The 24152-nt window shown below is 47.7% G+C and carries 22 protein-coding genes and 1 pseudogene; 9 read left to right on the forward strand and 14 right to left on the reverse strand.

The window, feature by feature from the left end; genetic code table 11:
- Nucleotides 1–18: 18 nt before the first annotated feature.
- The 8 genes from NQD60_RS06130 to NQD60_RS06165 form a co-directional block, all read right to left on the reverse strand.
- Complete coding sequence (locus tag NQD60_RS06130) at nucleotides 19–744, reverse strand: 3-ketoacyl-ACP reductase FabG2 (protein WP_257100084.1); 726 nt, start codon at nucleotides 742–744, stop codon at nucleotides 19–21.
- A gap of 143 nt (nucleotides 745–887) precedes the next feature.
- Nucleotides 888–1382: a beta-hydroxyacyl-ACP dehydratase gene (locus NQD60_RS06135; RefSeq protein WP_257100085.1), complete on the reverse strand. Its 495-nt coding sequence runs from the start codon at nucleotides 1380–1382 to the stop codon at nucleotides 888–890.
- Between the two features lie 47 nt (nucleotides 1383–1429).
- Complete coding sequence (locus NQD60_RS06140; protein WP_257100086.1) at nucleotides 1430–2605, reverse strand: beta-ketoacyl-[acyl-carrier-protein] synthase family protein; 1176 nt, start codon at nucleotides 2603–2605, stop codon at nucleotides 1430–1432.
- Between the two features lie 33 nt (nucleotides 2606–2638).
- Nucleotides 2639–3076 (reverse strand): thioesterase family protein, encoded by a 438-nt coding sequence (locus tag NQD60_RS06145; protein ID WP_257101278.1) that lies wholly within the window; start codon nucleotides 3074–3076, stop codon nucleotides 2639–2641.
- Complete coding sequence (hutH, locus tag NQD60_RS06150; protein ID WP_257100087.1) at nucleotides 3076–4683, reverse strand: histidine ammonia-lyase; 1608 nt, start codon at nucleotides 4681–4683, stop codon at nucleotides 3076–3078. Before hutH ends, NQD60_RS06145 begins: the two co-directional genes overlap by 1 nt.
- 64 nt (nucleotides 4684–4747) lie before the next feature.
- Complete coding sequence (locus tag NQD60_RS06155) at nucleotides 4748–6466, reverse strand: AMP-binding protein (RefSeq protein WP_257100088.1); 1719 nt, start codon at nucleotides 6464–6466, stop codon at nucleotides 4748–4750.
- A gap of 55 nt (nucleotides 6467–6521) precedes the next feature.
- Complete coding sequence (locus NQD60_RS06160) at nucleotides 6522–6797, reverse strand: phosphopantetheine-binding protein (RefSeq protein ID WP_257100089.1); 276 nt, start codon at nucleotides 6795–6797, stop codon at nucleotides 6522–6524.
- Between the two features lie 95 nt (nucleotides 6798–6892).
- Nucleotides 6893–7597: a beta-ketoacyl synthase chain length factor gene (locus NQD60_RS06165; RefSeq protein ID WP_257101279.1), complete on the reverse strand. Its 705-nt coding sequence runs from the start codon at nucleotides 7595–7597 to the stop codon at nucleotides 6893–6895.
- Between the two features lie 132 nt (nucleotides 7598–7729).
- Here NQD60_RS06165 and prfB point away from each other — a divergent pair.
- The 3 genes from prfB (at nucleotide 7730) to xth (ending at nucleotide 11206) form a co-directional block, all read left to right on the forward strand.
- Nucleotides 7730–8834 (forward strand): peptide chain release factor 2 gene (gene prfB / locus NQD60_RS06170; RefSeq protein ID WP_223691579.1). Its coding sequence is split into 2 segments (ribosomal slippage): nucleotides 7730–7810 and nucleotides 7812–8834, totalling 1104 coding nucleotides; the frame shifts between segments, so codons are not numbered across the junction.
- A gap of 21 nt (nucleotides 8835–8855) precedes the next feature.
- Complete coding sequence (lysS, locus tag NQD60_RS06175) at nucleotides 8856–10370, forward strand: lysine--tRNA ligase (protein ID WP_257100090.1); 1515 nt, start codon at nucleotides 8856–8858, stop codon at nucleotides 10368–10370.
- A 56-nt stretch (nucleotides 10371–10426) separates the two neighbouring features.
- Nucleotides 10427–11206, forward strand: a complete 780-nt coding sequence (gene xth / locus NQD60_RS06180; protein WP_257100091.1) for an exodeoxyribonuclease III — start codon at nucleotides 10427–10429, stop codon at nucleotides 11204–11206.
- A gap of 37 nt (nucleotides 11207–11243) precedes the next feature.
- On the opposite strand, the gene NQD60_RS06185 is transcribed toward xth, so the two are convergent.
- The 6 genes and pseudogenes from NQD60_RS06185 to NQD60_RS06210 all read right to left on the reverse strand — a co-directional run.
- Complete coding sequence (locus tag NQD60_RS06185; RefSeq protein ID WP_257100092.1) at nucleotides 11244–12146, reverse strand: LysR family transcriptional regulator; 903 nt, start codon at nucleotides 12144–12146, stop codon at nucleotides 11244–11246.
- Nucleotides 12147–12161: 15 nt separating this feature from the next.
- Nucleotides 12162–13760 carry an ABC transporter substrate-binding protein gene (locus tag NQD60_RS06190; RefSeq protein ID WP_257100093.1) on the reverse strand — a complete coding sequence of 533 codons (1599 nt, stop codon included), beginning with the start codon at nucleotides 13758–13760 and terminating at the stop codon, nucleotides 12162–12164.
- A gap of 178 nt (nucleotides 13761–13938) precedes the next feature.
- Nucleotides 13939–15603 (reverse strand): ABC transporter substrate-binding protein, encoded by a 1665-nt coding sequence (locus NQD60_RS06195; RefSeq protein WP_257100094.1) that lies wholly within the window; start codon nucleotides 15601–15603, stop codon nucleotides 13939–13941.
- A 138-nt stretch (nucleotides 15604–15741) separates the two neighbouring features.
- Complete coding sequence (locus tag NQD60_RS06200; RefSeq protein ID WP_306438066.1) at nucleotides 15742–17379, reverse strand: ABC transporter substrate-binding protein; 1638 nt, start codon at nucleotides 17377–17379, stop codon at nucleotides 15742–15744.
- A 32-nt stretch (nucleotides 17380–17411) separates the two neighbouring features.
- Entirely contained in the window at nucleotides 17412–18329 is a 918-nt protein-coding gene (locus NQD60_RS06205) for a LysR family transcriptional regulator (RefSeq protein ID WP_257100095.1), read from the reverse strand.
- Nucleotides 18330–18746: 417 nt separating this feature from the next.
- Nucleotides 18747–18889: pseudogene (locus tag NQD60_RS06210) on the reverse strand (IS3 family transposase); the annotation flags it as partial.
- A gap of 382 nt (nucleotides 18890–19271) precedes the next feature.
- Here NQD60_RS06210 and NQD60_RS06215 point away from each other — a divergent pair.
- The 6 genes from NQD60_RS06215 to NQD60_RS06240 are packed head-to-tail and all read left to right on the forward strand — an operon-like array spanning nucleotide 19272 to nucleotide 24083.
- Nucleotides 19272–20228, forward strand: coding sequence for a hypothetical protein (locus tag NQD60_RS06215; RefSeq protein WP_257100096.1), 957 nt, complete (start codon nucleotides 19272–19274; stop codon nucleotides 20226–20228).
- A gap of 38 nt (nucleotides 20229–20266) precedes the next feature.
- Entirely contained in the window at nucleotides 20267–21418 is a 1152-nt protein-coding gene (locus tag NQD60_RS06220) for a methionine aminotransferase (RefSeq protein WP_257100097.1), read from the forward strand.
- A gap of 5 nt (nucleotides 21419–21423) precedes the next feature.
- Nucleotides 21424–22083, forward strand: a complete 660-nt coding sequence (locus NQD60_RS06225) for a DUF2848 domain-containing protein (RefSeq protein WP_257100098.1) — start codon at nucleotides 21424–21426, stop codon at nucleotides 22081–22083.
- Between the two features lie 17 nt (nucleotides 22084–22100).
- Nucleotides 22101–22487, forward strand: coding sequence for a cupin domain-containing protein (locus NQD60_RS06230; RefSeq protein ID WP_257101281.1), 387 nt, complete (start codon nucleotides 22101–22103; stop codon nucleotides 22485–22487).
- Nucleotide 22488: 1 nt separating this feature from the next.
- Nucleotides 22489–23766 carry an MFS transporter gene (locus NQD60_RS06235; RefSeq protein WP_257100099.1) on the forward strand — a complete coding sequence of 426 codons (1278 nt, stop codon included), beginning with the start codon at nucleotides 22489–22491 and terminating at the stop codon, nucleotides 23764–23766.
- A gap of 20 nt (nucleotides 23767–23786) precedes the next feature.
- The gene (locus NQD60_RS06240) at nucleotides 23787–24083 is read left to right on the forward strand and encodes a YciI family protein (RefSeq protein WP_257100100.1); all 297 of its coding nucleotides are present in this window, start codon (nucleotides 23787–23789) and stop codon (nucleotides 24081–24083) included.
- The last annotated feature ends 69 nt before the right edge of the window (nucleotides 24084–24152 follow it).

A 24152-nucleotide genomic window follows, 5' to 3' on the forward strand; every position in this document is an offset into this window, starting at 1 on the left:
GCCAAAAACATAGCTTGCTTAAGCAATCCCACCATTCACACCAATGACCTGACGCGTAATATAAGCTGCTGCATCAGACATCAAAAAACTGACTAAGGCGGCAACTTCAGAAGGTGCTCCAACACGCTTCATCGGCACTTCTTTTGAGGCTTGCTCGCGCAATTCCGGATTGATCATCTCAGTTTCAATAATGCCGGGAGCAACGCAATTGACTGTAATCGCGCGGCTTGCGAGCTCTATCGCCAACGCTTTGCTCGCTCCGATCAAGCCCGCTTTGGCAGCGCTGTAGTTCACTTGCCCACGGTTGCCAATCATGCCGGACACCGACGAGATTGTCACAATGCGTCCGCCGGCTTTTGCGCGCACCATAGGCATCGTGAGCGGATGCACAACATTGTAAAAACCATCGAGACTCGTATCAATCACCATATCCCAATCCTCGCCGCTTAGCGCAGGAAAAACCGCATCGCGTGCCACGCCGGCATTACACACAATACCATAATAGGCGCCGTGGGCTGCCACATCCTCTGCCAGCACCTTAGAGCATAGAGCACGCTCACGCACATCGAAGCGCAGCGCATGGGCTTGCCCGCCCTGCGCCACAATGCCTGCCGCCACCGCTTGCGCTTCAGCCCAGCCACTATGGCCATGGATCGTAAGCGCAAAACCATCAGCGGCGAGTTGCTCGGCAATAGCACGGCCAATACCTCGGCTTGCCCCTGTCACTAATACGCGGCGCTTCATTCAATTAACTCCTCAGGAATTCTAAATCGCTGCAATTTTAATCATTCGTACAGCACTTTTAATCAACGCCAACTGCGAGGCGCTGTCCCATGCTTCCGTTAATCTAAATTAGATGGTGGGGAAAAAAGCAGAGGAACGCCGATTCAACTAGAACCACCATGCTGCTGCATAAAAGCCAAAAAATCCGGCGGCTGGAACACTTTCAGTATCGCCTTGGCCGCGAGCTCATCGCCCTGCCACAACGCGCAGTCATACGCCTGGTTACCATCAGCCAACGCTAATATTTGCTGAACCTCTACTTTCAGCACTGTATTCGCCTCAAACGCTGCATAAAATGTCTGATACTGGCGCGAACCTAATAACACACCAGGTTGTGGCGGTCCGCCATCGGATTGAGCAGATAGAGCAGCATGGGCAGCCATGGCCTGCGCCATTAACTCGAGGCCAATCCATACTGGCATCCGCGCGTCAGGATCAGCATACCAAGCGTCGCCACGCACTCGATACTCAGCACTTAGCGTTTTGTTGGTAAAAGCCGTGACCCGGTCAAGTAATAACATTGTGCCGCGATGCGGCAGTAAAGTTTCAATCTCAGGAAACCCATGAGAAGAGCCCATGGCCAACATTTTATCGCTCACCTGACTCGCTCCATCTGCCACTCACCTCAAGACCCCAGACGGACACATCAGCCACCAATGATAAGGCTGACATTGCTGCCACCGAAGGCAAACGAATTACTCATGCAGGTTCGCTGCCGCAAACCTTGCCCAAGCGGTACCAGATCAAGCCGTGGCAGGTGTGGATCAGCCTCCCCATCCCAGATATGCGGTGGCAAAGAAGGCGTCATACCATTTAGCAGCAGCCAGCAAAAACCCAGCTCAGTTGCACCTGCCGCCCCCAGCAAATGACCCACCAATGGCTTAGTGCCACTGGTCGGCACGCCAGCCGGAAACACGCGCTGCATCACGCGGCTTTCCATTTCGTCATTTTTTGGAGTAGCCGTTGCATGCAAATTGACGTAGCCAATTTGAGACGGAGTAAGCGCCGCATCGTCAAGCGCTGCGCGCAACGCCATTTCAGCGCCCTTCCCTTGTGGATCAGGCGCAGAAATATGATACGCATCACTGGCTTCACCCACACCCAAAAGTGCAATCGGCGCCTCATCACGGCTCATAATAAAAAGGGCCGCCCCTTCACCCAGGTTAATCCCACGGCGATTGCGACTCATAGGATTAGCGCGCTGCGGACTGATCGACTCTAACGCACTAAAACCACCCAAGGTCAAACCACTCAGCGTATCTACCCCACCCAACACCACGGCATCGCATAAGTCAGCTTGCAATAATCGGCGGGCCACCGCGAAGACTTTTGCGCTAGAGGTGCAAGCCGTCGAAATAGTATACGCCGGGCCTGTCACATCAAGTACTTTGGCCAAGAATGGCGCAGCTGCGCCGATTTCAACCTGCTGGTAATCATAGCCGGCAGGTGCTGCCCGGCCGGCGGCCCATTCAGCGAGCATGGCCTCGCCCGCGACAATGCCCGAAGTTGTCGTACCCAACACCACGCCAATCCGTGAGCGGCCATAGCGAGATAATATTTTTTCAAGCTCGACCTCTATGGTTGCCAGGGTAGCCAATAATAGGCGGTTGTTACGACAGTCATCGCGCGCCAACGCCGTCGGCGGTGCTGGCAATATCTGGCTTACCCGACCCACAGGCAAGCGGCCAAGCGCATCACTCACCGCTTCAGTGACCATACTCGAAGTGTCGCCCTCAGCTAAGCGACGGCCAATCACGGCTAGGTCATTACCCAGTGCATTGATCATGCCAAGGGCATTTAAATAGTAGCGTGGTTTACTCATCAAGCACTCTGAAGAAGATAGGGTTAAACACGCTCAACAAACTGCAGAGAGCATCGGCTCTAATTTATCCAACAGCTCGCGGGGTAATACAAACTGCAACGCTTGCGTCTGGGCATCCACTGCCACTTGAATCGTATAGCCTTTGGTCAGCGGCTCACCACTTTCCCGGTCAGTAATTAAATAACCGATTTTAAGCCGGCTTTCATATTCGACGAGCTTAGCGCTCACGTCCAGCAACTGGCCATAGCGAGCAGGCCGCAAATATTTCAGCCGACATTCAACCACCGGCCACAGATACTTTGATAAACGCATCGCGTCATAATCGAAACTACGCAGCAATGCGCTACGCGCGATTTCAAAATACTTGACGTAATGGCCGTGCCAGCAGATATTCATCGAATCAATATCGTGAAACGGCACTTCAATGCCGACCGTAGCAGTCAGCGCGGTTTGGTGGATCGGCTTAGCCATCATAATTTGCCTGTCTGATCTCGAGCGCTCGCTAAATCTGTATAGAGGGGAGCCACACCCGCGCGGATCCAATCCGCAGTCCCACGCAAATCAAACTCAAGCGCCCGATCTTCATCAACGAAAGCGGAGTGGGTGGCAGACATCTCCATGAATTCCGTTAAGACAACAGGTGGCTGCGGTATCGCCGAGTCACGCAAACGCAAGGTGACGGCTTGCACCGTGGCTAGCGTATGTGCAGCCGCAACCTGTTCCGTCAACGTCAGCACCCGTAAACAGTCGCGCGCGGCAATCGTACCCATGCTGACTTTATCTTGATTATGGGACTCCGTTGAACGTGAAAACACGCTCGCCGGCATGGTCAATTTAAGGGCTTCGGCAGTCCAAGCAGACGCACTAATTTGCACCGCCTTAAAGCCATGATTGATCGCCGCGCGCTCACCTATACTGCCAGATAAATTACGCGGCAAACCATAATTGAATTTGTCATCGACCAGCAAGGCAAGCTGGCGATCCATTAAGTCAGCTAAATTTGCCACTGCAACCTTAAGGGCGTCCATGGCAAACGCAATATGGCCGCCATAGAAATTGCCACCGTGCAACACGCACTCATCGTCTGGATCAATCAATGGATTGTCATTGGCACTATTTAATTCATTTTCAATATCACGCCGGATCCAGCTCAGCGCATCACGCGCCACCCCAATCACATGCGGCGCACAGCGCACCGAATAACGATCTTGCACACGCTGCGCACTGCTGTCCGGGCGGCCGCTTAGATCTGCGCGAATCCACGCTGCTGCCTCGCCCTGTCCTATATGGGGCTTGGCCTCAAACAGTCGCGCATCAAAATGCGCTGCGCGCCCATTCAAGGCAACGGTAGTCAGTGCCGTCAGCCGGCACGCCAAACGCGTCAGATAGTCAGCCCGGCGCCAGGCCAGGCAGGCCAAGCCCGTCATGACTGCCGTACCATTCATTAGCGCCAGCCCTTCTTTCGGCGCCAGCACAAGCGGCGTAATGCCAAGCTCAGCGAGCACATCGCGCGCCGCACGCAATTGGCCACGATGCGACACTTCACGCTCACCAATCAGCGCTGCAGCGACATAAGAAAGGGGCGTTAAATCGCCGCTCGCGCCCACTGAACCTTCAGCTGGAATACGCGGTAACACCCGCTGGTTAATCAGCTGCATGAGTTTGTCAAGCAACTCCCAGCGCACGCCAGAATAGCCGTGCGCCAGCGAATTGAGACGCGCCACCATGACCGCCAGCGTTGCATCCGTGTCTAAATATTCGCCCATACCACAGCCGTGATAACGGGTCAGCTGCAACGGTAATGCTGCCACCAAGGCTGGCGGCACGCTGACCTCGCAGGCATCTCCATAGCCCGTATTCACACCGTAGACTGTCGCACCACTAGCCAGGCAGGTACGCAAATAATCGGCGCCACGCTCAATCCGTTCACGAAATGCCGCCTGATCGGCAAGCCGCACCTCTGCGCCGCGCTCAGCTACTGCCAGCACCTCCTCAATCGTGACCCGGCGTGCACCGACGACGATATGCTCAAGGCTTTTACCTACTTCTTCATGGGTCATTTGATATACGTTATACATTTCATTCACTAGGTCATTCGATATACGTTATATATTTCATTCACTTTGCTAAGCACTAGCAAATCTACACAGTAGCGAGCTTGTTATAAACAATCCGGCCCGTTGCATAATCACGCTCACCCACATGGTAGCGAAAGGTAATCCGCCCACGCCCGGGATCATGCGCGAGCGCAAGTCGCAGCGTGGCGCCTGGACGCACCATAGAGAGGAATTTAATCTGCTCAAGCGATTGGAAGCCATCACACAGTGCAAAATAATGCGCGGCATAGCGGACAACCCAATCGATCTGGACCACGCCAGGTAAGATCGGCAACCCCGGAAAATGGCCGCTGAAGTGAATCAAGGTTGACGGCACATGTAGCTCCAGCAGCGCTGTATCGCCATTGCACCATTCAGCGAGCAATTCAGGTTGCAGTAGATTTTTTGCGAAGCGCGCGGCAAGATCAGTCACCGACAATTTTCCTCGCTCATCAAAAGGCAACTGCATGCAAAAGCGCCAATGACGCGGCAACACGACCCCATCGAAATGCTCAGCTAAATAACCGCGTAAGGCCTGCGTGATAGACAGACGGCTCGCGGCGCTACGCCATGCCTGTATGCCTTCCTCAGTTAAAGTCAGCAGCGCGCCAAGCGTTAGCCGCGCGCCATTCAGCGGCACAACCGCGGCCTGCTTAACCCACGGGTGCTGCATCAGCACGTGCTCTAGCTCAGGTAACGAAACACGTTTTTCTTCGAGCTTAATGATTCGATCCAGTCGGCCCCGTAAACAAAAGCGACCATCAGCTTCGATCTGCACTACATCCTCCATGCGCCACCACTGCTCGTCAGGCAGATGCGGCGAACGCAGTTGCAATGCACCATCGGCAGCGCACCGCACAGCAACCGCTGGCATCGGCGTCCAGGCGTCGCTCACCTCATTTTGATGCTGCGCTTGATGCTGACAACGCCAAGCAATCCCGCCGGTTTCAGTACTGCCATACACTTCGATTGGCGCAACGCCAAACGCTTGCGCATAGACCGCGGCAGTCTCAGCCGCCAGCGGGCCACCCGAAGAAAAAATCAGTCCCGGCGGTGGTGCAAGCTGGGCTAGGTTAATCAGCGCAGGCCAGCGCGCCAACTGCGCCGGGCTCGACACCAAAATCGTCTTCTGCAACGCAGCCAGCCGGGCCCGCACGTCCGCGGGGTCAACACAGGTCATGCGATCAAACGGCTGACCGGCAGCAAGCGGCCATAACAAACGAAACAGCAAACCATAAATATGGTGATGCGGCACGCTAGCGACCACGGTGATACCTTGCGTCACCGTACCCCACAGCGTCGCCAACGTCTGAATTTCCGCCTCAAACTGTGCCAGCGTTTTGTGGATCACCTTCGGTACGCCACTACTGCCCGAAGTGACAAGACTCAGTGGTGCACGCGGATCAATCGTCAACTCAGCGCACAGACCACCGTCCCCGCTGGCAAGCAAACCGTCTAGATCATCCAGCACGCTATCGTATAGACCCGCGAGCGGCAAGAGCGCCGCTGGCTTATGATTGGACGGCAGCACAATCTGTTTACCTGCGGCTAGCAACGCAAATAAGCCACAGACAAAATCAAATGGATCGCTCAAACATAATGCCCAACGCGCGCAACTCCTATGGCGCTCGCCACCTAGAGCGCGCACCGCAGCACATGTACGTTCGGTAAAGAAGCGCCAGTCCAGCACCTGATCGCCGTCAATACATACCGGCCGGGTATCAAGGCAATCGTGACTAAATAGCAAGTGTAAAGATGTAGTCATGCAAAATAAAGTGTGCCATTCCAAACAACGGTTTGGTCATCTCTCAAAAAGCGCTTTAAGATTCAGGCAACGCATTACGCTGGCTTGTAACCCAATCAGCCAAGGTACTCACCGAACGGAAATGTTCGCGCATACGACTATCCGTGGTTTCAATGGGCAGCTGATATTTTTTGCGCAGCGCAATCCCAATTTCCAGCGCGTCAATCGAATCGAGCCCAAGGCCATCGGCGTTAAAAAGAGGCGTATCGTCGCCGATATCCGCTAGGGTCAAATCCTCAAGATTAAGCGCGTCAATCAAAAGCTGTTTGAGCTCAAGTTTTAAATCAGTCATGGTCTTTCCAGTGTTGTTTAGATTAATTCTCTGTTGAAATCACACTCAATTTCATGCGCTTCGAGAAGCTGCCGTTGCCTATCAATAAATAGCCATTATGCTTTTCTATCACGCCACTGCCAGGACCAACTCGACCCGGCGCCCTCCCAGCAAGTGGCTTGATGTGTTTCAAGGCAATGCAAAGCGGCATTCAATTGACGCGGGTAGAGCGGGCGCTCCGGCACCTGCGCTCGTTCACTGCTACGCACATGGCATTCAAGCACGCCTGGCGCATCGTCGGCTATCCACAAGGCCAGTGCAGCAGATGGCGCATCAATCTCGTCGACCGAAGCAAAAATTGGGTCAGGCGGTTCGTCCGCATAGATCACCAACACCGACGTCTGCGGATCAGAGGTGTATTGCGCAAACGCTTCGAGCAATGCGTAACCCAGGGTCTCAGAGCCCGCCGCTAAGGCGGTGGCATTTGAATGGTCACTCCGCATCATACTAAAAACACCGGCGGCCGCATTCAAAACCGAAAGACTGAATGCATTCGGCGATAAAGACTGCATCGGTTCCTGCGCTTGTGCTTTGAGCAACTCCGTGGTGCGGCGTAACTCCCCATGACGAGAAGCGAAGATCACTCGCACCGGTTGGTCAGCTGGCACGCAATCATGCGCCACTTTGAGTCCCATTTTCGATAGCGTACTCAAACGCCGCCGCAACATCGGCTCAATAAAATTCACCTCGAGCGCAGCCGATGTCTGCGCACACCATGCAGACCAACGGGCAACAGGCAAGGTCCAAGCTAAATCAGGCATGTTAATCGGGATAGGATAAAAAAATAGGGATAAATTCAGTGCAAAATAACCCTTTATCATATCAAACTCAAAAAGCACTGCCATCTCCAATCCGTTATAATTTGCTTTTTTCCAGCAAAAAATACGCCTAATATGGAAGCAGAACGCCTCAACGCCATCAACACCACTCTTACTGACTTATGCACTCGTGCCGAAGAGCTTCGGGGGTTTCTTTGACTACGATACCAAAAAAACCCGTTTAAGCGTCCTCAATCAAGAGCTCGAAGACCCGGCTACCTGGGGCGATACAAAACGCACCCAAGCGCTTGGCAAAGAAAAAAAACAGCTCGCAGGGGTGGTCACTATGCTCACCTCTTTGGATAACGATTTACGCAATACACAAGATCTGTTCGAGCTCGCTCGTGACGAAGCAGACGAAGACACGTTGCTGGCCATCGAAGCGGAGGTCGCAACGCTCGCCACCCATGTCGCAGATATTGAATTTCGTCGTATGTTTAATCATCCGGCCGACCCTAATAACTGCTTTATTGATATCCAAGCGGGAGCGGGCGGAACCGAGGCGTGCGACTGGGCCTCTATGTTACTGCGGCAATATCTACGCTACTGCGAGCGCAAAGGTTTTAAAACCAGCTTACTAGAAGAGTCAGCCGGCGAAGTGGCGGGCCTTAAGAGCTCAACCATTAAAGTTGAAGGGGAATATGCGTATGGCTATTTGCGTACCGAAACCGGTGTGCACCGGCTGGTGCGTAAATCCCCCTTTGACTCGTCGGGCGGACGACATACCTCATTCGCCTCTATTTTTGTCTATCCAGAAGTAGACGACTCAATCGAGGTGGATGTGAATCCAGCTGATTTGCGCGTCGATACCTTTCGCGCCTCAGGCGCAGGCGGCCAACATATCAATAAAACGGATTCCGCGGTACGCCTCACGCATCTGCCAAGTGGTATCGTTGTGCAATGCCAAAGCGACCGCTCACAGCACCGTAACCGTGCCGAAGCCATGGCGATGTTGAAATCGCGTCTATATGAAGCTGAATTACGCAAGCGCCAAGCTGAGCAAGACAAGCTTGAATCCAACAAAACCGATGTTGGCTGGGGCCATCAAATCCGGTCCTATGTGCTTGATCAAAGCCGCATTAAGGATTTACGCACAGGCGTCGAAATCAGCAATACCCGCGCCGTATTAGACGGCGATCTCGATGATTTAATCAGCGCCAGCCTGAAACAAGGCGTATAAAACTTTATTAGAAACTGCATAATGTCCGATTCGACCCCAATCCCTGCTAGCGTGCAAGAACGGCACGAGAAACTCAGCGCATTACGCGCGCAAGGCTGCGCCTATCCAAACGATTTTCAGCCGACCCATCAAGCGCTCGAGCTCCAGACGCAGTATGCCAAGGCCAATAAAGAAATGCTTGAAGAGCAGGCCCTCGAAGTAGCCATTGCTGGGCGCATGATGCTCAAGCGCATTATGGGCAAAGCCAGCTTTGCCACGGTACAAGATGGTAGTGCACAGATCCAACTCTTTATCACCGCGGCTGAAGCCGGCGTCGATCTCTATGAGTCATTCAAAAAATGGGATCTGGGCGATATCATTGCCGCCCGTGGTTTACTCTTTCGCACCAATAAAGGGGAGCTATCGATACGCTGCACCAGCTTACGCTTATTAACCAAGGCGCTGCGGCCACTGCCCGATAAATTCCATGGGCTAGCCGATCAGGACATGCGCTACCGACAGCGCTATGTGGATTTGATAGTCACACCGAATACGCGTAAAACCTTTATCGCACGTACCAAAGCGGTTTCATCCATCCGCCGCCAAATGGAAGCAACAGGTTTTCTTGAAGTCGAAACGCCGATGCTTCACCCCATCCCAGGAGGCGCCGCTGCACAGCCTTTTGCCACGCATCATAACGCGCTCGATATGCAAATGTTTTTGCGCATCGCGCCAGAGTTGTATTTAAAACGGCTGATTGTGGGTGGCTTTGAGCGTGTGTTTGAAATCAACCGTAATTTTCGTAATGAAGGCGTTTCACCGCGGCATAACCCAGAATTTACAATGATGGAATTCTATGCAGCCTACACCGATTACCGGTGGCTGATGAATTTCACCGAAAAACTGATCCAGCAAGCGGCCATTGATGCCTTGGGTACTGCCAAGATCCAATACCAAGGGCGAGAGCTGAATCTTGCGGCACCGTTTCAACGGCTCACGATCACTCAAGCCATTGCAGAATATAGCAGTGAGTACCGCGATGCGCCCTTACATGATAAGGATTTCTTAACCCAAGAACTCAAAAAGCTAGGCGTTAATACGCAAGAAGCCAAATTTTTCAACGCAGGGATTGGCTCGCTACAGCTGGCATTATTTGAAGAAACCGCCGAAGCAAAACTATGGCAGCCGACTTATATTATTGATTATCCGCTCGAAGTATCGCCACTGGCACGCGAATCGGATACCCAACCAGGCATTACCGAACGTTTTGAGCTTTTTATTGCTGGCCGTGAAATCGCCAATGGCTTTTCTGAATTGAATGACCCGCAGGACCAAGCGGCGCGATTTAAGAAACAGGTTGAACAAAAAAATGCCGGCGACACAGAAGCGATGTACTATGACGCCGATTATATTCGCGCACTTGAATACGGTATGCCCCCGACTGGCGGCTGCGGTATTGGCATTGACCGACTGGTCATGTTGTTAACGGATAATGCAAGTATTCGCGATGTGATTTTGTTCCCGCATCTGCGGCGCGAAGATTCGGCATCAACCTAAACCCAAAACGCCTAGCCTGGATATCGATCTTAGTCTAGGCAAGGTATACTAACGGGATGAAACTCGCCAGCTGGAATATTAATTCACTCAACGTCCGTTTACCGCATGTCATCGACTGGCTGGCTGCCAATCCAGTCGATGTGCTTTGTTTACAAGAACTCAAGCTACCAGATGAAAAATTTCCTGAGGCGCAATTAAAAGCCATCGGGTATCGCAGCTTCTATGCCGGCCAAAAAACCTATAATGGCGTAGCGATCCTCACGCGGGAAGATATTTCATTTGACGCGGCTAGCATCCAACGCAATATTCCCGGCTTTGAAGATCCGCAGCAGCGACTGATTGCCATCACGCTCAACGACACCCGAGTCATTTGCGCCTACTTTCCAAATGGTCAGGCTCCAGGCACCGATAAATTCGCCTACAAACTAAAATGGATGGACGCGCTCAGCACTTGGCTAGAAAGTGAACTAGCCCAACATGAGCGGTTAGCCTTGCTCGGAGATTACAACATTGCCCCCGCAGAACGCGATGTGCATGATCCATTAGCCTGGGAAGGACAAAATCTGGTTTCCCCCGATGAGCGGGCAGCATTTACCAGGCTGTGCTCGCTTGGACTAACCGATGCCTTTCGTTGCTTTGAACAAGCTGAGAAAATTTATAGCTGGTGGGATTACCGGATGCTTTCATTTCGCCGTAATGCAGGGCTCAGAATCGATCATATCTTGCTATCGTCTACACTGACTGCGGCTTGCGAGCGCTGCATCATTGATAAAACCCCGCGTGGCTGGCCGCAACCCTCTGACCATGCGCCCGTCATTGCTGACATAAGAGATTGACGCATCGGCAACTCATCTCACAATTTTCACCAAAGCTTTATTTAAAAAGCGATAATTTCGTTATGATCTGCCGCAACAGTTGATTCACTGCGGCAGGAAGAGGCCTGCCACGCCTGACAAACAAACGGCTTTCTGGAGTATTCAGGATGGGGTTATCAATCTCCAGGGCAATCAAACCGTCAGTTTCAATCCCCGGTTTTAGACTCGTTGCCATAAATGCGACGCCCTTACCGGCCTTAACAAACCGTTCCAGGACAGTGATTGAATTGGTCGTCAAGCTCGGGGCGAATCGGATTTTTTCCGAATCCTCTAGCGCCTGAAGCATTTTCAACAAACCAGAAGAAGCAGACAATAGCCCTAACGGGTAGCGCAATGCATCTGCTAACGTAGCCTTTTTCTGGCGAGCCAACGGGTGCTTTTTACCAACCATTAAACGCACCGGCCGTTTTGCGCGCGCACAGCAACGCAACTCAGGAATATCGGGTGGGTTATAAACCAGTCCAATATGGGCAATATCTTCGGTCACTTGGTCGACGGCTTCATTGGTCAATACAGTTTCAACATGAATATTTAACCGGGGGTACTGTTGGCAAAAGTCATTCAGCACCTCATTCATCAGCGGCTCAATATACCCTTGATTGACGGCGATATAGATACGGCCACGCTGGAGACTGCGCATTTCCTCCAAATAGGTTTCTAGGCGCTCTTGGTGCGCGTGACGGTTCCGACAATATTCAAGCACAATTTCAGAAGCTTCATTCGGCTGTAAACCGCGTGGATGACGATCAAACAACGTCACCGCTAGCTCTTTTTCCAACAACCGGATCTGCCGGCTCACCACTGAGGGCGCTGTATTTAAAACTTCTGCTGCATCACGGATCGAGCCCTGTGTTAGCACCTCGTAAAAATACTGCATTCGCCGTTGGTTAATTTCGTTCATTATGAATGCTTGCCTTTATTTCAAACTGACGCCCGTAAACACAGTTGCGCTAAGAGGATTGATTTTGAAGCCCGCGACACTTTTATTAATTGGCTGGTAGGCCGTTGCATGTAAGATTGGCGTAAATGGCAATTCACGGTTGAAAATCCGCTGCGCTTCCTGATAAAACGCTGCACGTTTCTCAATATCATTCGTTTGGCGTGCGCCTTTGATTAAAGCATCAAACGGCGGATAGCACCATTTTGAGTAATTAAGGCCGCTCATTGCATCGCAGGTAAGTGTTACGCCAAACCAATCATCCGGATCAATATTACCCGTCCAGCCAATAAGCATCGCATCGTGCTCACCATCATGTCCATCCTTAATATATTTGCCCCAGCTATGCGTCACAATTTTCGCTCTCACCCCAATCTTCGCCCAGTCAGCCTGAATTATTTCAGCTGTTAGCCGTGGGTTGGGGTTATAGGGCCGCTGTACTGGCAAGGTCCACAGCGAAATTGTAAAGCCTTTAGGGTATCCTGCCTCTGCCAGCAAAGCCTTCGCCTTTTCTAAATCAAACAACTCGTCTTTAAGTGTTTCATCATGAGACCAAAGTGCCGGTGGAATCGGTGCGCTGGCTACTTGTGCCGCACCTTCCCGTCCACGGAAAGTAGCTTTAATAATAGCCTTTTTATTAATTGCCATATCGAGCGCACGACGAACCAAGACATTATCAAGTGGCGGATGCAGCACGTTATAAGCCAAATAACTAAGATTCAAACCAGGCTGGCTTAATAATTCGAGCTTAGGATCTGCCTCAATAGCCGCAAAATCAGCGGGTCGCGGATAACTCATTATCTGACACTCATTACGCTTAAGTTTACGTACTCGCTCCGCAGCATCAGGCACAATTTTAAAAATCAAACTCGATACTTGCACATCCTGTGGTCTCCAATATTCCGAGTTACTGTCAAAACGAATTAGCGCATCCTCGGCCTCAGTTTCTTTAGTATAGCTCCGAAAAACAAACGGGCCTGTTCCCACCGGCCACCAATTGATATTCGATGCTTTGCCGGCTTTTAACAACTGATCGGCATATTCAGCTGACAAAATGGAAGCAAACGCTAAGCCAAGATTCGTTAAGAATGGTGCGTTCGCCGACTTCAGGGTAAAGCGCACCGTATATGAATCCAGTTTTTCGATCTTTGTAATTTCTTTATCAAGCCCTAAGTTCACAAAATAAGGGACAGGTGCCGGATAGGCTTTACGGAAAGGATGATTTGGATTGCGCATTCGCTCGAAAGTGAACAGCACATCATCCGCATTAAATTCTCGTGTAGGCCTAAAATATGACGTGGTATGAAACTTCACGTCACGCCGTAAATAAAAAGTGTACCGCAAGCCATCCGGTGAGATATCCCAGTGAGCAGCCAAGCCTGGACCAATTTTAGTGCCGCCCCGCTTGAATTCAACCAACCGATTGTGAACAGTGAAGGCGCTTACCGTATATTCAACACTTGTTGTGAATTGCGCTGGGTCAAAACCAGCTGGTGTACCTTCGGAGCAGTAGACAAGCGCCTTATTCGGGAGCGATGCGTGCGAGGGAAAGACAGCAAAAGCAAGCACTACAGCCATCAGTCTTGCTATGCATACAAATGCCAACTTAATACCATGTGTAGCTCGCATCATCAAATCACTGCGTTTCATCGGGTCCCTCATGCATCTACAATAAAGAGCTAATATCACTCACAACCATTGATCTCACTGGATCTCTACGAGACAAAACTAAATATGAAGGCGGATATGCGCACCGTCATTTCAACCCCACCCCCATGAATAGTATGGCGCAAAGCGGATTAATCTTGAAATTGGTCACGTTTTTGTTGATTGGCTGGTAAACACTTGCATATGCAATAGGTGTAAATGGCAACTCGCGCTTGAAAATCCGCTGTGCTTCTTGGTATAGCATCGTGCGCTTTTCAACATCATTCGTTTGGCGTGCTGCTTTGATTAAAACATCGAATACTGGGTGACACCATTTTGAATGATTAATGCCGCTTATTGCATCGCAAGTGAGCATCACGCCAAGCCAGTCATCCGGATCGCTATTGCCTGTCCAGCCAATAAGCATCGCATCGTGTTCACTATTATGCGCACCTTTAATATATCTGCTCCAATTGCGAGTCACGATATTAGCTTTCACCCCAATTTTTGCCCAATCGGCCTGAATCATTTCAGCTGTCAGCCTCGGATTGGGGTTATAGGGGCGCTGCACCGATGAAATCCATAACGAAATCGCAAAACCTTTAGGATAGCCCGCTTGTGCTAGCAAGGCTCTTGCTTTTTCCAAATCAAATGGCTCATCTTTGAGCGTTTCATCGTAGGACCACAGCGCTGGAGGGATTGGTGCGCTCGCTATTTGCGCAGCATTTTCCTGTTCATAGAAAGTAGCTTTGATAATAGCCGCTTTATTGATTACCATATCAAGCGCACGACGAACTAATACGTTATCAAGCGGCGGATGCAACACGTTATAAACCAAATAGCTAAGGTTCAAACCAGGCTGGCTGAGTAACTCAAGCTTCGGATCTGCTTTAATAGTGGCAAGGTCACTCGGTCTCGGGTAGCTCATTACTTGGCATTCGTTACGTTTTAACTTACGTACTCGCTCAGTAGCATCAGACACAATTGTAAAAATGAGCTTCGATAACTGCACATCCTTTGGCCTCCAATAGTCTGGGTTACCATCGAAACGAATCAACGCATCTTCAGCCTCAGCTTCTTTAGTATAACTCCGAAAAATAAATGGCCCGGTCCCCACCGGCCACCAATTGATATTGGATGCTTTGCCAATTTTTAATAACTGATCTGCATATTCAGCTGACACAATAGAAGCTAAGGCTAGCCCAAGATTCATCAGAAACGGCCCATTAGCCGACTTGAGAGTGAAGCGTATCGTATAAGGATCGAGTTTTTCGATCTTTGTGATTTCCTTATCAAGTCCTAGGTTCACAAAATAAGGGGCTGAGGCCGGGTAAGCTTTACGAAAAGGATGCTCTGGATTACGCATCCGCTCAAAAGTAAAAACCACATCATCCGCATTAAACTCCCTTGTTGGCCTGAAATATGATGTGGTATGAAATTTCACGCCTCGGCGCAAATAGAAAGTATATTGCAAACCATCTGGTGAGATATCCCAGTGAGCAGCCAAGCTCGGAAAAATCTCAGTGCCGCCCGGCTTGAATTCAATCAGCCGATTATGAACACTAAATGCACTCGCCGTATATTCAACGCTCGTTGTAGACTGAGCTGGATCAAAACCAGCCGGTCGCCCTTCAGAGCAATAGACTAAAGTTTTATTAGGGAGCGCCGCACGAGCAGACATGGCAAAAATTAGTAGCACCGTAGTTAATATCGCCGTGGATACGGATATCAGCAACATACCCTGCACGACAGACATCAGGTTATTGCCTTTCATCAGGTTTGCTCTCATATTTGATACTAAAAAAACTCGCATAAATTTAGATAAACGTTGACCTTGCTGTGATTCCTACCAGGTTGTACTAATCATAAGAGCATGTAGCTACAATGCAGCGCCGGAAAAAATAAAAGACTATCATTCCAAGCCAACGCCCGTGAATAATGTGGCATTGAGTGGATTTACCTTAAAATTGGTAACTTTTTTATTGATTGGTTGGTAGATAGTTGCGTGCAAGATCGGAGTCAGCGGTAATTCACGTTTAAAAATCTGCTGCGCTTCTTTATAGAAAATCTCGCGTTGAATAGGATCAATTGTTTTGCGTGCCTTTATAATCAAATCATCAAATGGTTGGTTACACCATTTTGAGAGATTAGCTGCATTTCTCGCATCACAACTAAGCAATGCACCGAACCAATCATCTAGATCACTATTACCAGTCCATAGAACGAGCACAGCGTCATGCTCGCCTGCACGTGCACGCTTAACGAATTCGCCCCACTCATGGGAAACAATATCAGCCTCTACACCGATTTTCTTCCAGTCAGATTGGATGATCTCGGCGACCAGCTTTGAACTATAGTATTTCTGCAGCGGGCTCGCCCACAGAGAAAGCCTGAAACCATTTGGGTAGCCAGCTCGTGTTAGTAGTTTTTTTGCTTCTTTTAAATTATATGAATTCTCTTCTAACTGCTCTCTATACGACCAGAGTGCTGGCGGTATCATGGTGTTTGCTATATGCGCGTCCCCTTGATTTTGGAATGCCGCATTGATAATTGCCTTTTTATTAATTCCCATATCAAGCGCGCGACGCACTAAAATATTATCAAACGGTTTGTGCAGTACGTTATATGCTAGAAATCCAAGATTCAGGCCAGGCTGGCTAAGCAATCGAAGATTCATATCATTTTTGATCGAAGCAAGATCCTCTGGGCGTGGATAACTTGTTATTTGGCACTCATTTTCTTTGAGCTTTATTACACGCACCGCAGAATCAGGTGTAATTTTAAAATTTAATTGTGACACTTGGACATCACTTATCCTCCAATAATATGGATTACCAATGAAACGGATAGTTGCATCCTTATTGTAACTATGAAAAATAAAAGGACCTGTCCCGATCGGCTTCCAATTAATATCCTCCGCTTTACCAGCCTTTAACAACTGATCTGCATATTCAGCGGATAAAATTGATGCGAAAGCTAAACTTAGATTTGTCAGAAATGGGGCATTAACTGATTTCAATGTGAAGCGTACAGTGTAAGAGTCGATCGCTTCAATTTTTTGAATTTCTTTATCAAGACCTAAATTTAAAAAATAGGAAAATGAAACGGGATACGCCTTACGAAAGGGATGTTCTGGATCACGCATCCGCTCAAAAGTAAAAAGCACATCGTCTGCATTAAAGTCACGTGTAGGATTAAAAAACGATGTTGCATGAAACTTCACACCTCGCCGTAGATAGAAAGTATAAGTTAGACCATCTGGCGAAATATCCCAACGTAAAGCAAGACCAGGCTCGATATTTGTAGTACCGCGTTTGAACTGGATAAGCCGATTATAAATTGTGAACGCGCTCGCTGTATATTCAACACTTGTTATGAACTGGGATGGGTCGAAACCTACTGGACTACCTTCAGAACAATAATTAAGGGTTTTGTCTGGAAGATCTGCATATGCCCTAGATATCAATAATAACGCAAGCACAAAAACCATATATAGGGTTTGGCGATAACGAAATGTGGTGGACAGATTGTACAAATAGTTAGATTTCATAAGCTTATACCTAAATTTATATAACCAGCCAGTTAAATACCTTGCTTGAAAAGAGATAGATTAGTTTGAGCTTGCTTCAACAATTGGTTAAGCGCTGTCGATAGAGGTCTACCTTGCCTAACAAATAAGTGAATCTCTGGAGACATTAAGATAGGATGATCAATTTCTAGTCCAACCAATTCCCCGCTTTGGATTCTTGGATACCCTGGAGAAGGTGCCATAAATGCGACTCCTCCGCCTATAACAAATTGCTCCAAAACAAAAATTGAATTTGTCGTCAATATCGGCGTTAATCGGATTTTCTCTGTAGCTTCCAATAGCTGAATCGTTTGTGATAAACCAGAGGTAGCAGACATTAGCCCTAACGGATAGCGCGTTGCATCCGAGATAGTAACTCTAGCCTGCTGATTAGCAAGTGGATGACCTTTTTTTACTAGCAAACGAACAGGTCGTTTTGCCCGCAAATGACAGCGAAGATCAGAATTTTCTGGTGGGTTATACGCAAGGCCTATATGTAAATCATCTTGAATAACTTGCGCAATGATCTCACTTGTTAGCAAAACTTCAACATGAATATTTAAACGAGGATACTGCAAACTAAAGTCATTCAGTACGTCATCCATCAAAGACGTAACATACCCTTCATTGACCCCAATACGGATACTACCGCGCTGCATGCCCCGCATTTCTTGCAAGCAAGACTCCATATATTCTTGGCTGGCATTACACCCGCGATAATATTGAAGTACAATTTCAGCCGACTCAGTGGGTACTACCCCACGTGCACGCCGCTCAAAGAGTGTCACAGCGAGCTCTTCTTCGAGTAGGCGAAGCTGGCGAGTAATCACTGAAGGAGCTACATTTAAATGCTCTGCTGCGCCACGAATCGTTCCACGCGCTAGCACCTCATAAAAATAACGTATGCGCCGCTGATTAATCTCTCTAAGCATAATTTTGCGCGGAAAACCTCGGGTTTACACCGAGGAGGGATAGCGCATCACACATAACGTGACCTGTTCTCCGCATTGCCTTTGTCAAAGCTATCCTGCATTCAACATTCGTATCAACTTCTGCTTTATAGTTTTATATGCCCCAGATCTCTAGAGCTAAGTAGCTAACGTCTGAATTTATTCTTATTTTCATAAAAAGCATCAATCTTTCTACTACGCTACTTTTCTGCTAACGATGACAATAGTAGCACTCGTATAAGTCATACGGAATATATTTTTTACTCTTAATGTTGTTTTATTCACAACAACAGCCATGTACCCAGTAGAGAGATAGCTCTACAATGCTTCATTAGTAATTAAATAGTTTTTTAAACTGTAAATTTAAATTTATTAAAAATACTTTATAATTTTCTTACGCTCGAAGACGGAATGAACATCCTCTCGCCTTTGGCGGCAAACCAAGCCGTAGCTTTTGCCAATATATCGCGCTCCATCTGTAGCTGGCGTACTTGACGGCGTAAGCGACTGAGCTCTTCACGCTCTGCAGCACTTGGGCCCGCCTTGATCGACGACTTAGGTTTTTCAGCTATTGAGGCTTGGGCTACCAACTCATAATAGTCAACAGTAAAAATAGATTTTCTGAAATTCATGTCATTTTTCTAGCATGAAATAGCAGTCCCAATTACATGGGAAGCAAAATTGAAATACGCATAAGAAATTCAGACAACTCATCCTCACAAAACTGAGCTACCTGTAACGTTAGCTAATTAATTCTTAGGGTCTCGCAAGCGATAATTTTTTACATATACCCGACCGCAATACATGATTAATTACCCTATGTCAATAATAAATAGAGACCTGATTTAGAGAAATTTTAGGATTAGAATTTATATCAGAAATTTGCATTGTTCATTGGACTATCTGATAAGAGAGGTGAGCAAAATGAGGCAAAGAAATTCTAAAGCTCTGATTTCAACGGGATCTAAAGGCCAAGCTAGATGGCGAATTGGCCTAGTGACTGAATATCCTACTACCGCCGTGCCAGGCGAAGCGCTGCGCATGCTAGCCAAGCTTGCTAGCCAAAAAGCAGGAAATGCATTACGCATATTGGTTGCTTGCGATTCGCCTTTAGTACCTAAAGAATTAATGCAGGCAATTACTGTTAATAAAATACAGGGTGGCGCATTATTCGGTGGTGCGCTTACGGAGGTGGATTCAACTTTTACTCTTTCTGCCCTACCTCTGATTAAGGGTGAAGCCCTTAACGCCGGCCACCTAGAAACTCAACAATTTCGACACCGCTTCACACGGGCATTTGGCTTACATAGACAACGGCTAGTTGCTACAGTCCCCATGCCACCCACAGGCTTATGGACACTTGAGCCAGTTAAAACAGCACAGAGTTTAATGGGATTGCGTATCCGAACCTATGATGCGCTTTCTCAGTCTATTTTTCAAATGCTTGGGGCTAATGCATCGAATTTACCTTTTGCACAAATTGAGGCTGCACTATCCGATAAGCGCATAGAAGGTGTACTTTCATCAGGAGACGGCGCTGCCGGAAAACGACTATCGGCAATATTTCCTCATTATTTGGCGCTTAATTATGCAATCCCTGTCACATTTCTAGTTTTAAATGAATCCGCCTTAGCCGACATGCCCCACTGTATGCAACGAGGCATTATATGGGCTGGCGCTGAAACGGAGCGCCGCTACTGGGAAGCTTTCTCTAGCCGAACGCAGAGTAATTATCAACGCTTGCGTGACAACGGAATCATCGTACAGACTGATGTACCTCCATGCCTAGCGCATTTGCTACAAGATGCGGCGCATCAATGCAGATGGCAAACGCTTACTCAACTGACTGTGGCTAATCAAAATGCTAATACAGCAGCATAAGCGCTATCTTGTAAGCGATATACCTCCGAAGGGCCGTTATGTCTGCAATTGTTACCACATCGCGTCTGCCAATTATTGAGAGCTCTATATTTGCGCGCATGTCTCGCATTGCAGCGCAATTTAATGCAGTTAATCTATCGCAGGGTTATCCTGACTTTCCTCCCGATGAAAGGCTTATTGAAGCTTTATTTAATGCCGTACAGTCAAACTACAACCAATATAGCCTGTCAGAGGGAATTGAGGCGCTGAGAGTAGCAATTTCCAAGATGTTTACGGTTTTGTACAGTATGCCAGTTGATCCCGTCGTTGAATTGACAGTGACAGTAGGAGCAACTCAAGCTATTTTTGCTACGGTAAGCAGTTTGGTTCACACTGGAGACGAAGTCATTTTTTTTCAGCCTGCATTTGAATGCTATATGCCAGCAATCATGCTGGCTGGAGGAATTCCAACCGCTCTGCAGTTGCATGGTCCTACTTTCTTACCTGATTGGGATGAAGTAGAACAAGCCATCACCGAGCGGACCAGGATGATTATTATAAATAGTCCTCATAATCCAACTGGGGCATGCTGGTTGCAAGCTGATGCCCGCCGACTCGGTGAGTTGGCTGATAAATATGGCTTCATTGTATTAAGCGATGAGGTATACCACAATATTTTATTTGAACAGCAAGAGCACGTTACTGTATTTTCTGAACCTCGATTACGTGAACGAGCCGTAGTGGTTGGTTCGCTGAGTAAAATCATGCATGTAACTGGTTGGAGGATAGGTTATGCGATTGCATCGGCTGCGCTTACAGCAGAAATCCGGAAAGTGCATCAATTCCAGACATATGCTGCTCCAACACCGTTGCAATATGCGATAGCAGAAATTCTGAATGATTCAAATAGTTACCTTGCGTTGTCTAAACTGTTTGCGAGAAAAAGAGATTTATTCTTGGATGGGCTGCAAGATTCTCGTTTTAAATGGCTACCGACTAGAGGCGGATATTTTCAGTTGCTTGATTATAGTGCTATTTCAAATGAAGCCGACTCGGACTTTGCCAATCGTTTAATTACAGATTTCAATATCGCAGCAATTCCGTTATCTAGCTTTAGCATTCCATACCAGGAAACACGGCTATTACGTTTCTGTTTTGCAAAAAAAGACGAAACTCTCCTTACTGCAACAGCCATTCTTCGCACTGTATAAAAATCATGTTCAATATTGATAAATCATTACAGATAACTGAGAAGCTCAATCCTCAAAATTTAATCATTGCCGGCTGGACTGGACGAAATATTTCAGCCGTTCAGCGCCATATCGAAGAGCTTGCTGAACTTGGCGTCACTGCTCCAAAGAAAATACCCGCTTTGTATAAGGTTTCTAGTACCTTGCTGACTACAGCTGATTCAATCGAAGTAGTGGGTATGGCATCAAGTGGCGAGGCTGAATTTTGCTTGTTTTATATTGACGGAAAGTGTTTTGTTCGCGTTGGTTCAGATCATACAGATAGAAAGCTTGAGGTAAGTGACATTACTTTATCTAAACAAGTTTGTGCAAAGCCAATTAGCGCCCAATATTGGTCTCTTGAAGATGTGATAGGCCATTGGGATGAATTGATCCTAAAAAGTTATGTACAAATTGATACTCAAGAGCGCTTTTATCAAGACGGTTCAGTTCGCGAGATACTCCATCCAACAACGTTGCTCACACTATGCGAGAGTGAAAATATACTAACTAAGTATTCAGTATTATTTAGCGGAACTCTACCTATTGATGGCCCATTTGTGCATGCCGATTATTTTCGGTGCGAATTGATTGATCCAGTGCTTGGCCGAGCACTTGAGTGCGCATATCAAATAAAAGTACTTTAATTTTTAAAAAGAGAGGGATAGCTATGTTGAAGCCACATACAGAATTTGAAACTTTGGATCTTTTATCCGGCTGGGAAGTACCAGTTGGCTATCCGTCCGGAATTGAGCAGAAAGTACTTTCTGGTCATCTAGATGAGATAAATTCAACGGGGTGCCGTACACGGCTACTGCGTTTCCAGCCTGGCGCCTATACTACGGCTCCATTTATGCACAAATATTGGGAAGAAGTCTATTTATTGGAAGGTGAGCTTATCGTAGGAAGTGATGCCAAAGGCAAAGGGGGTATTGTATTTGAGAAAAATACTTATGCCTGCCGCCCACCTGGCGCACCCCATGGTCCGTTTAGCTCAACTCGTGGGTGCCTATTACTTGAAATTCATTACTATTATAAAGAGGCCTATTAATATGACGCATTCATCTAAGCAACACTTAAGACGTACGCAATGGACGATTTTCGGGTTGGTAATTGTGGCATATATGTTATCGTTTTTTCATCGCGTAGCGCCCGCAGCACTTTCAACCGACTTACAAGCTTCTTTTTCAGCGACCAGCGCACAGCTAGGCATCATTGCGGCGGTGTTTTTCTTTGTCATCATGCTGATGCAAATACCTACGGGGATTATGGCTGATACATTAGGATCAAGAAAGATACTTGGCTTCGGCTGTGCGGTAGCAGCGGCTGGCTGTTTTGTATTTGCTAGCGCCCACAACGTACTCCTTGCAAGCATCGGACGGGGATTGATTGGTTTTGGAGCAGCTATTCCGTTTGTTGCATTGCTTCGACTTAACGCTTCATGGTTTGCTGCTACACAGTTCGCAACACTGAGCGGTTTGACTATTTTATTTGGTAACCTTGGGGCTATCCTTTCAACCTCTCCATTAGAAATTCTATCTCATACCATAGGCTGGCGCCCAATCATCGCCGTCAGCGGTATATTAACAGCCCTTATAGGGACTCTCATCATTTGGTTTGTGCGAGATAAACCTGCTGATTATGGTTTACCAAGTCCTGATGGTGCAGCTAATTATAACTCAGACATTCACAAAAAAATTCCTTGGCAGAACCAACTTTCGACAGTTATTCGGAATCGAGATACTTGGCCTTGCTTTTGGGTTGGATTTGGTATTTGCGGTACATTTTTTACATTTACAAGCCTTTGGGGCGTACCTTATTTGATGCAAACTTTAGGTATTTCTAAACAACAAGCGGCCGCGCATATTTTGGTAATGATTTTTTGCCACTCGTTGACAGCATTATTTCTGGGTCGTGCCTCAGATCGTATGGAGAATAGAAAGGGATTGCTACTATGTTTAGCAACGCTTTATGTTGTCATGTGGATACCCATGCTAGCCGGGCTACATGTATTTACCGGTGCAAGCTTCTTGATTTTTGCTTTACAAGGTATTGGTTCTACAAGCTATACGCTCATTTGGGCCATAGCAAAAGAGGTCAATCCTGTGCAATCGGCAGGAATGGCAATTGGTGTGACTAATACGAGCATGTTCTTAGCTGCTGCTATTTTACAACCAGTAATCGGTTTCATAATCGATAGAAATCCAACGAATGGTATGTTATTTGGGGTTGGGTTGTTAACAGTAGTATCTGTTTTCGGATTGATTTATGGCTTAAAACTCGTCGAAACGTATGGACATAATATCTATGCTAAACGTTTTAATAAATGATGGATTAAAAGGAGGTAGCATTGCTTTTTTCTTTCTACAATCTGGATAAACCAAATACTGATTTTCGAGCTTCCCTACGGTCCGAACATCGTAAATATCTAGCTCAATTTTCTGATCGAATTGCTTTCGCAGGACCATTGCTAGCAAATGATGGCTTGACACCAATTGGTAGTCTACTTGTGCTTGAATTTGATTCGCTTAACAGTGCTTATAGATTTATTCATAACGAGCCTTATACAAAATCAGGTTTGTATGAAAGCATTACCATCCGACCGTTTCGTAATCTATGGCAACCATACACTGGATTTCCTACTTAGGGGAAAATCATACATTGAACGATATGTTGCGCTTAAACACACTACGACTAGCAATTAGCGCCATCCTCG

Origin of the sequence: Mycoavidus sp. SF9855, from assembly GCF_024582735.1 — a bacterium.
Classification (GTDB): Bacteria; Pseudomonadota; Gammaproteobacteria; order Burkholderiales; family Burkholderiaceae; genus Mycoavidus.

What these genes read in the sequence shown, in the direction of transcription:
- NQD60_RS06130 (WP_257100084.1), bottom strand. Translation starts at nt 744, where the DNA reads ATGAAGCGCCGCGTATTAGTGACAGGGGCAAGCCGAGGTATTGGCCGT.
- NQD60_RS06140 (WP_257100086.1), bottom strand. Translation starts at nt 2,605, where the DNA reads ATGAGTAAACCACGCTACTATTTAAATGCCCTTGGCATGATCAATGCA.
- NQD60_RS06145 (WP_257101278.1), bottom strand. Translation starts at nt 3,076, where the DNA reads ATGGCTAAGCCGATCCACCAAACCGCGCTGACTGCTACGGTCGGCATT.
- hutH (WP_257100087.1), bottom strand. Translation starts at nt 4,683, where the DNA reads ATGTATAACGTATATCAAATGACCCATGAAGAAGTAGGTAAAAGCCTT.
- NQD60_RS06155 (WP_257100088.1), bottom strand. Translation starts at nt 6,466, where the DNA reads ATGACTACATCTTTACACTTGCTATTTAGTCACGATTGCCTTGATACC.
- NQD60_RS06160 (WP_257100089.1), bottom strand. Translation starts at nt 6,797, where the DNA reads ATGACTGATTTAAAACTTGAGCTCAAACAGCTTTTGATTGACGCGCTT.
- NQD60_RS06165 (WP_257101279.1), bottom strand. Translation starts at nt 7,597, where the DNA reads ATGCCTGATTTAGCTTGGACCTTGCCTGTTGCCCGTTGGTCTGCATGG.
- lysS (WP_257100090.1), top strand. Translation starts at nt 8,856, where the DNA reads ATGTCCGATTCGACCCCAATCCCTGCTAGCGTGCAAGAACGGCACGAG.
- xth (WP_257100091.1), top strand. Translation starts at nt 10,427, where the DNA reads ATGAAACTCGCCAGCTGGAATATTAATTCACTCAACGTCCGTTTACCG.
- NQD60_RS06185 (WP_257100092.1), bottom strand. Translation starts at nt 12,146, where the DNA reads ATGAACGAAATTAACCAACGGCGAATGCAGTATTTTTACGAGGTGCTA.
- NQD60_RS06190 (WP_257100093.1), bottom strand. Translation starts at nt 13,760, where the DNA reads ATGGCTGTAGTGCTTGCTTTTGCTGTCTTTCCCTCGCACGCATCGCTC.
- NQD60_RS06195 (WP_257100094.1), bottom strand. Translation starts at nt 15,603, where the DNA reads ATGAAAGGCAATAACCTGATGTCTGTCGTGCAGGGTATGTTGCTGATA.
- NQD60_RS06200 (WP_306438066.1), bottom strand. Translation starts at nt 17,379, where the DNA reads ATGAAATCTAACTATTTGTACAATCTGTCCACCACATTTCGTTATCGC.
- NQD60_RS06205 (WP_257100095.1), bottom strand. Translation starts at nt 18,329, where the DNA reads ATGCTTAGAGAGATTAATCAGCGGCGCATACGTTATTTTTATGAGGTG.
- NQD60_RS06215 (WP_257100096.1), top strand. Translation starts at nt 19,272, where the DNA reads ATGAGGCAAAGAAATTCTAAAGCTCTGATTTCAACGGGATCTAAAGGC.
- NQD60_RS06220 (WP_257100097.1), top strand. Translation starts at nt 20,267, where the DNA reads ATGTCTGCAATTGTTACCACATCGCGTCTGCCAATTATTGAGAGCTCT.
- NQD60_RS06225 (WP_257100098.1), top strand. Translation starts at nt 21,424, where the DNA reads ATGTTCAATATTGATAAATCATTACAGATAACTGAGAAGCTCAATCCT.
- NQD60_RS06235 (WP_257100099.1), top strand. Translation starts at nt 22,489, where the DNA reads ATGACGCATTCATCTAAGCAACACTTAAGACGTACGCAATGGACGATT.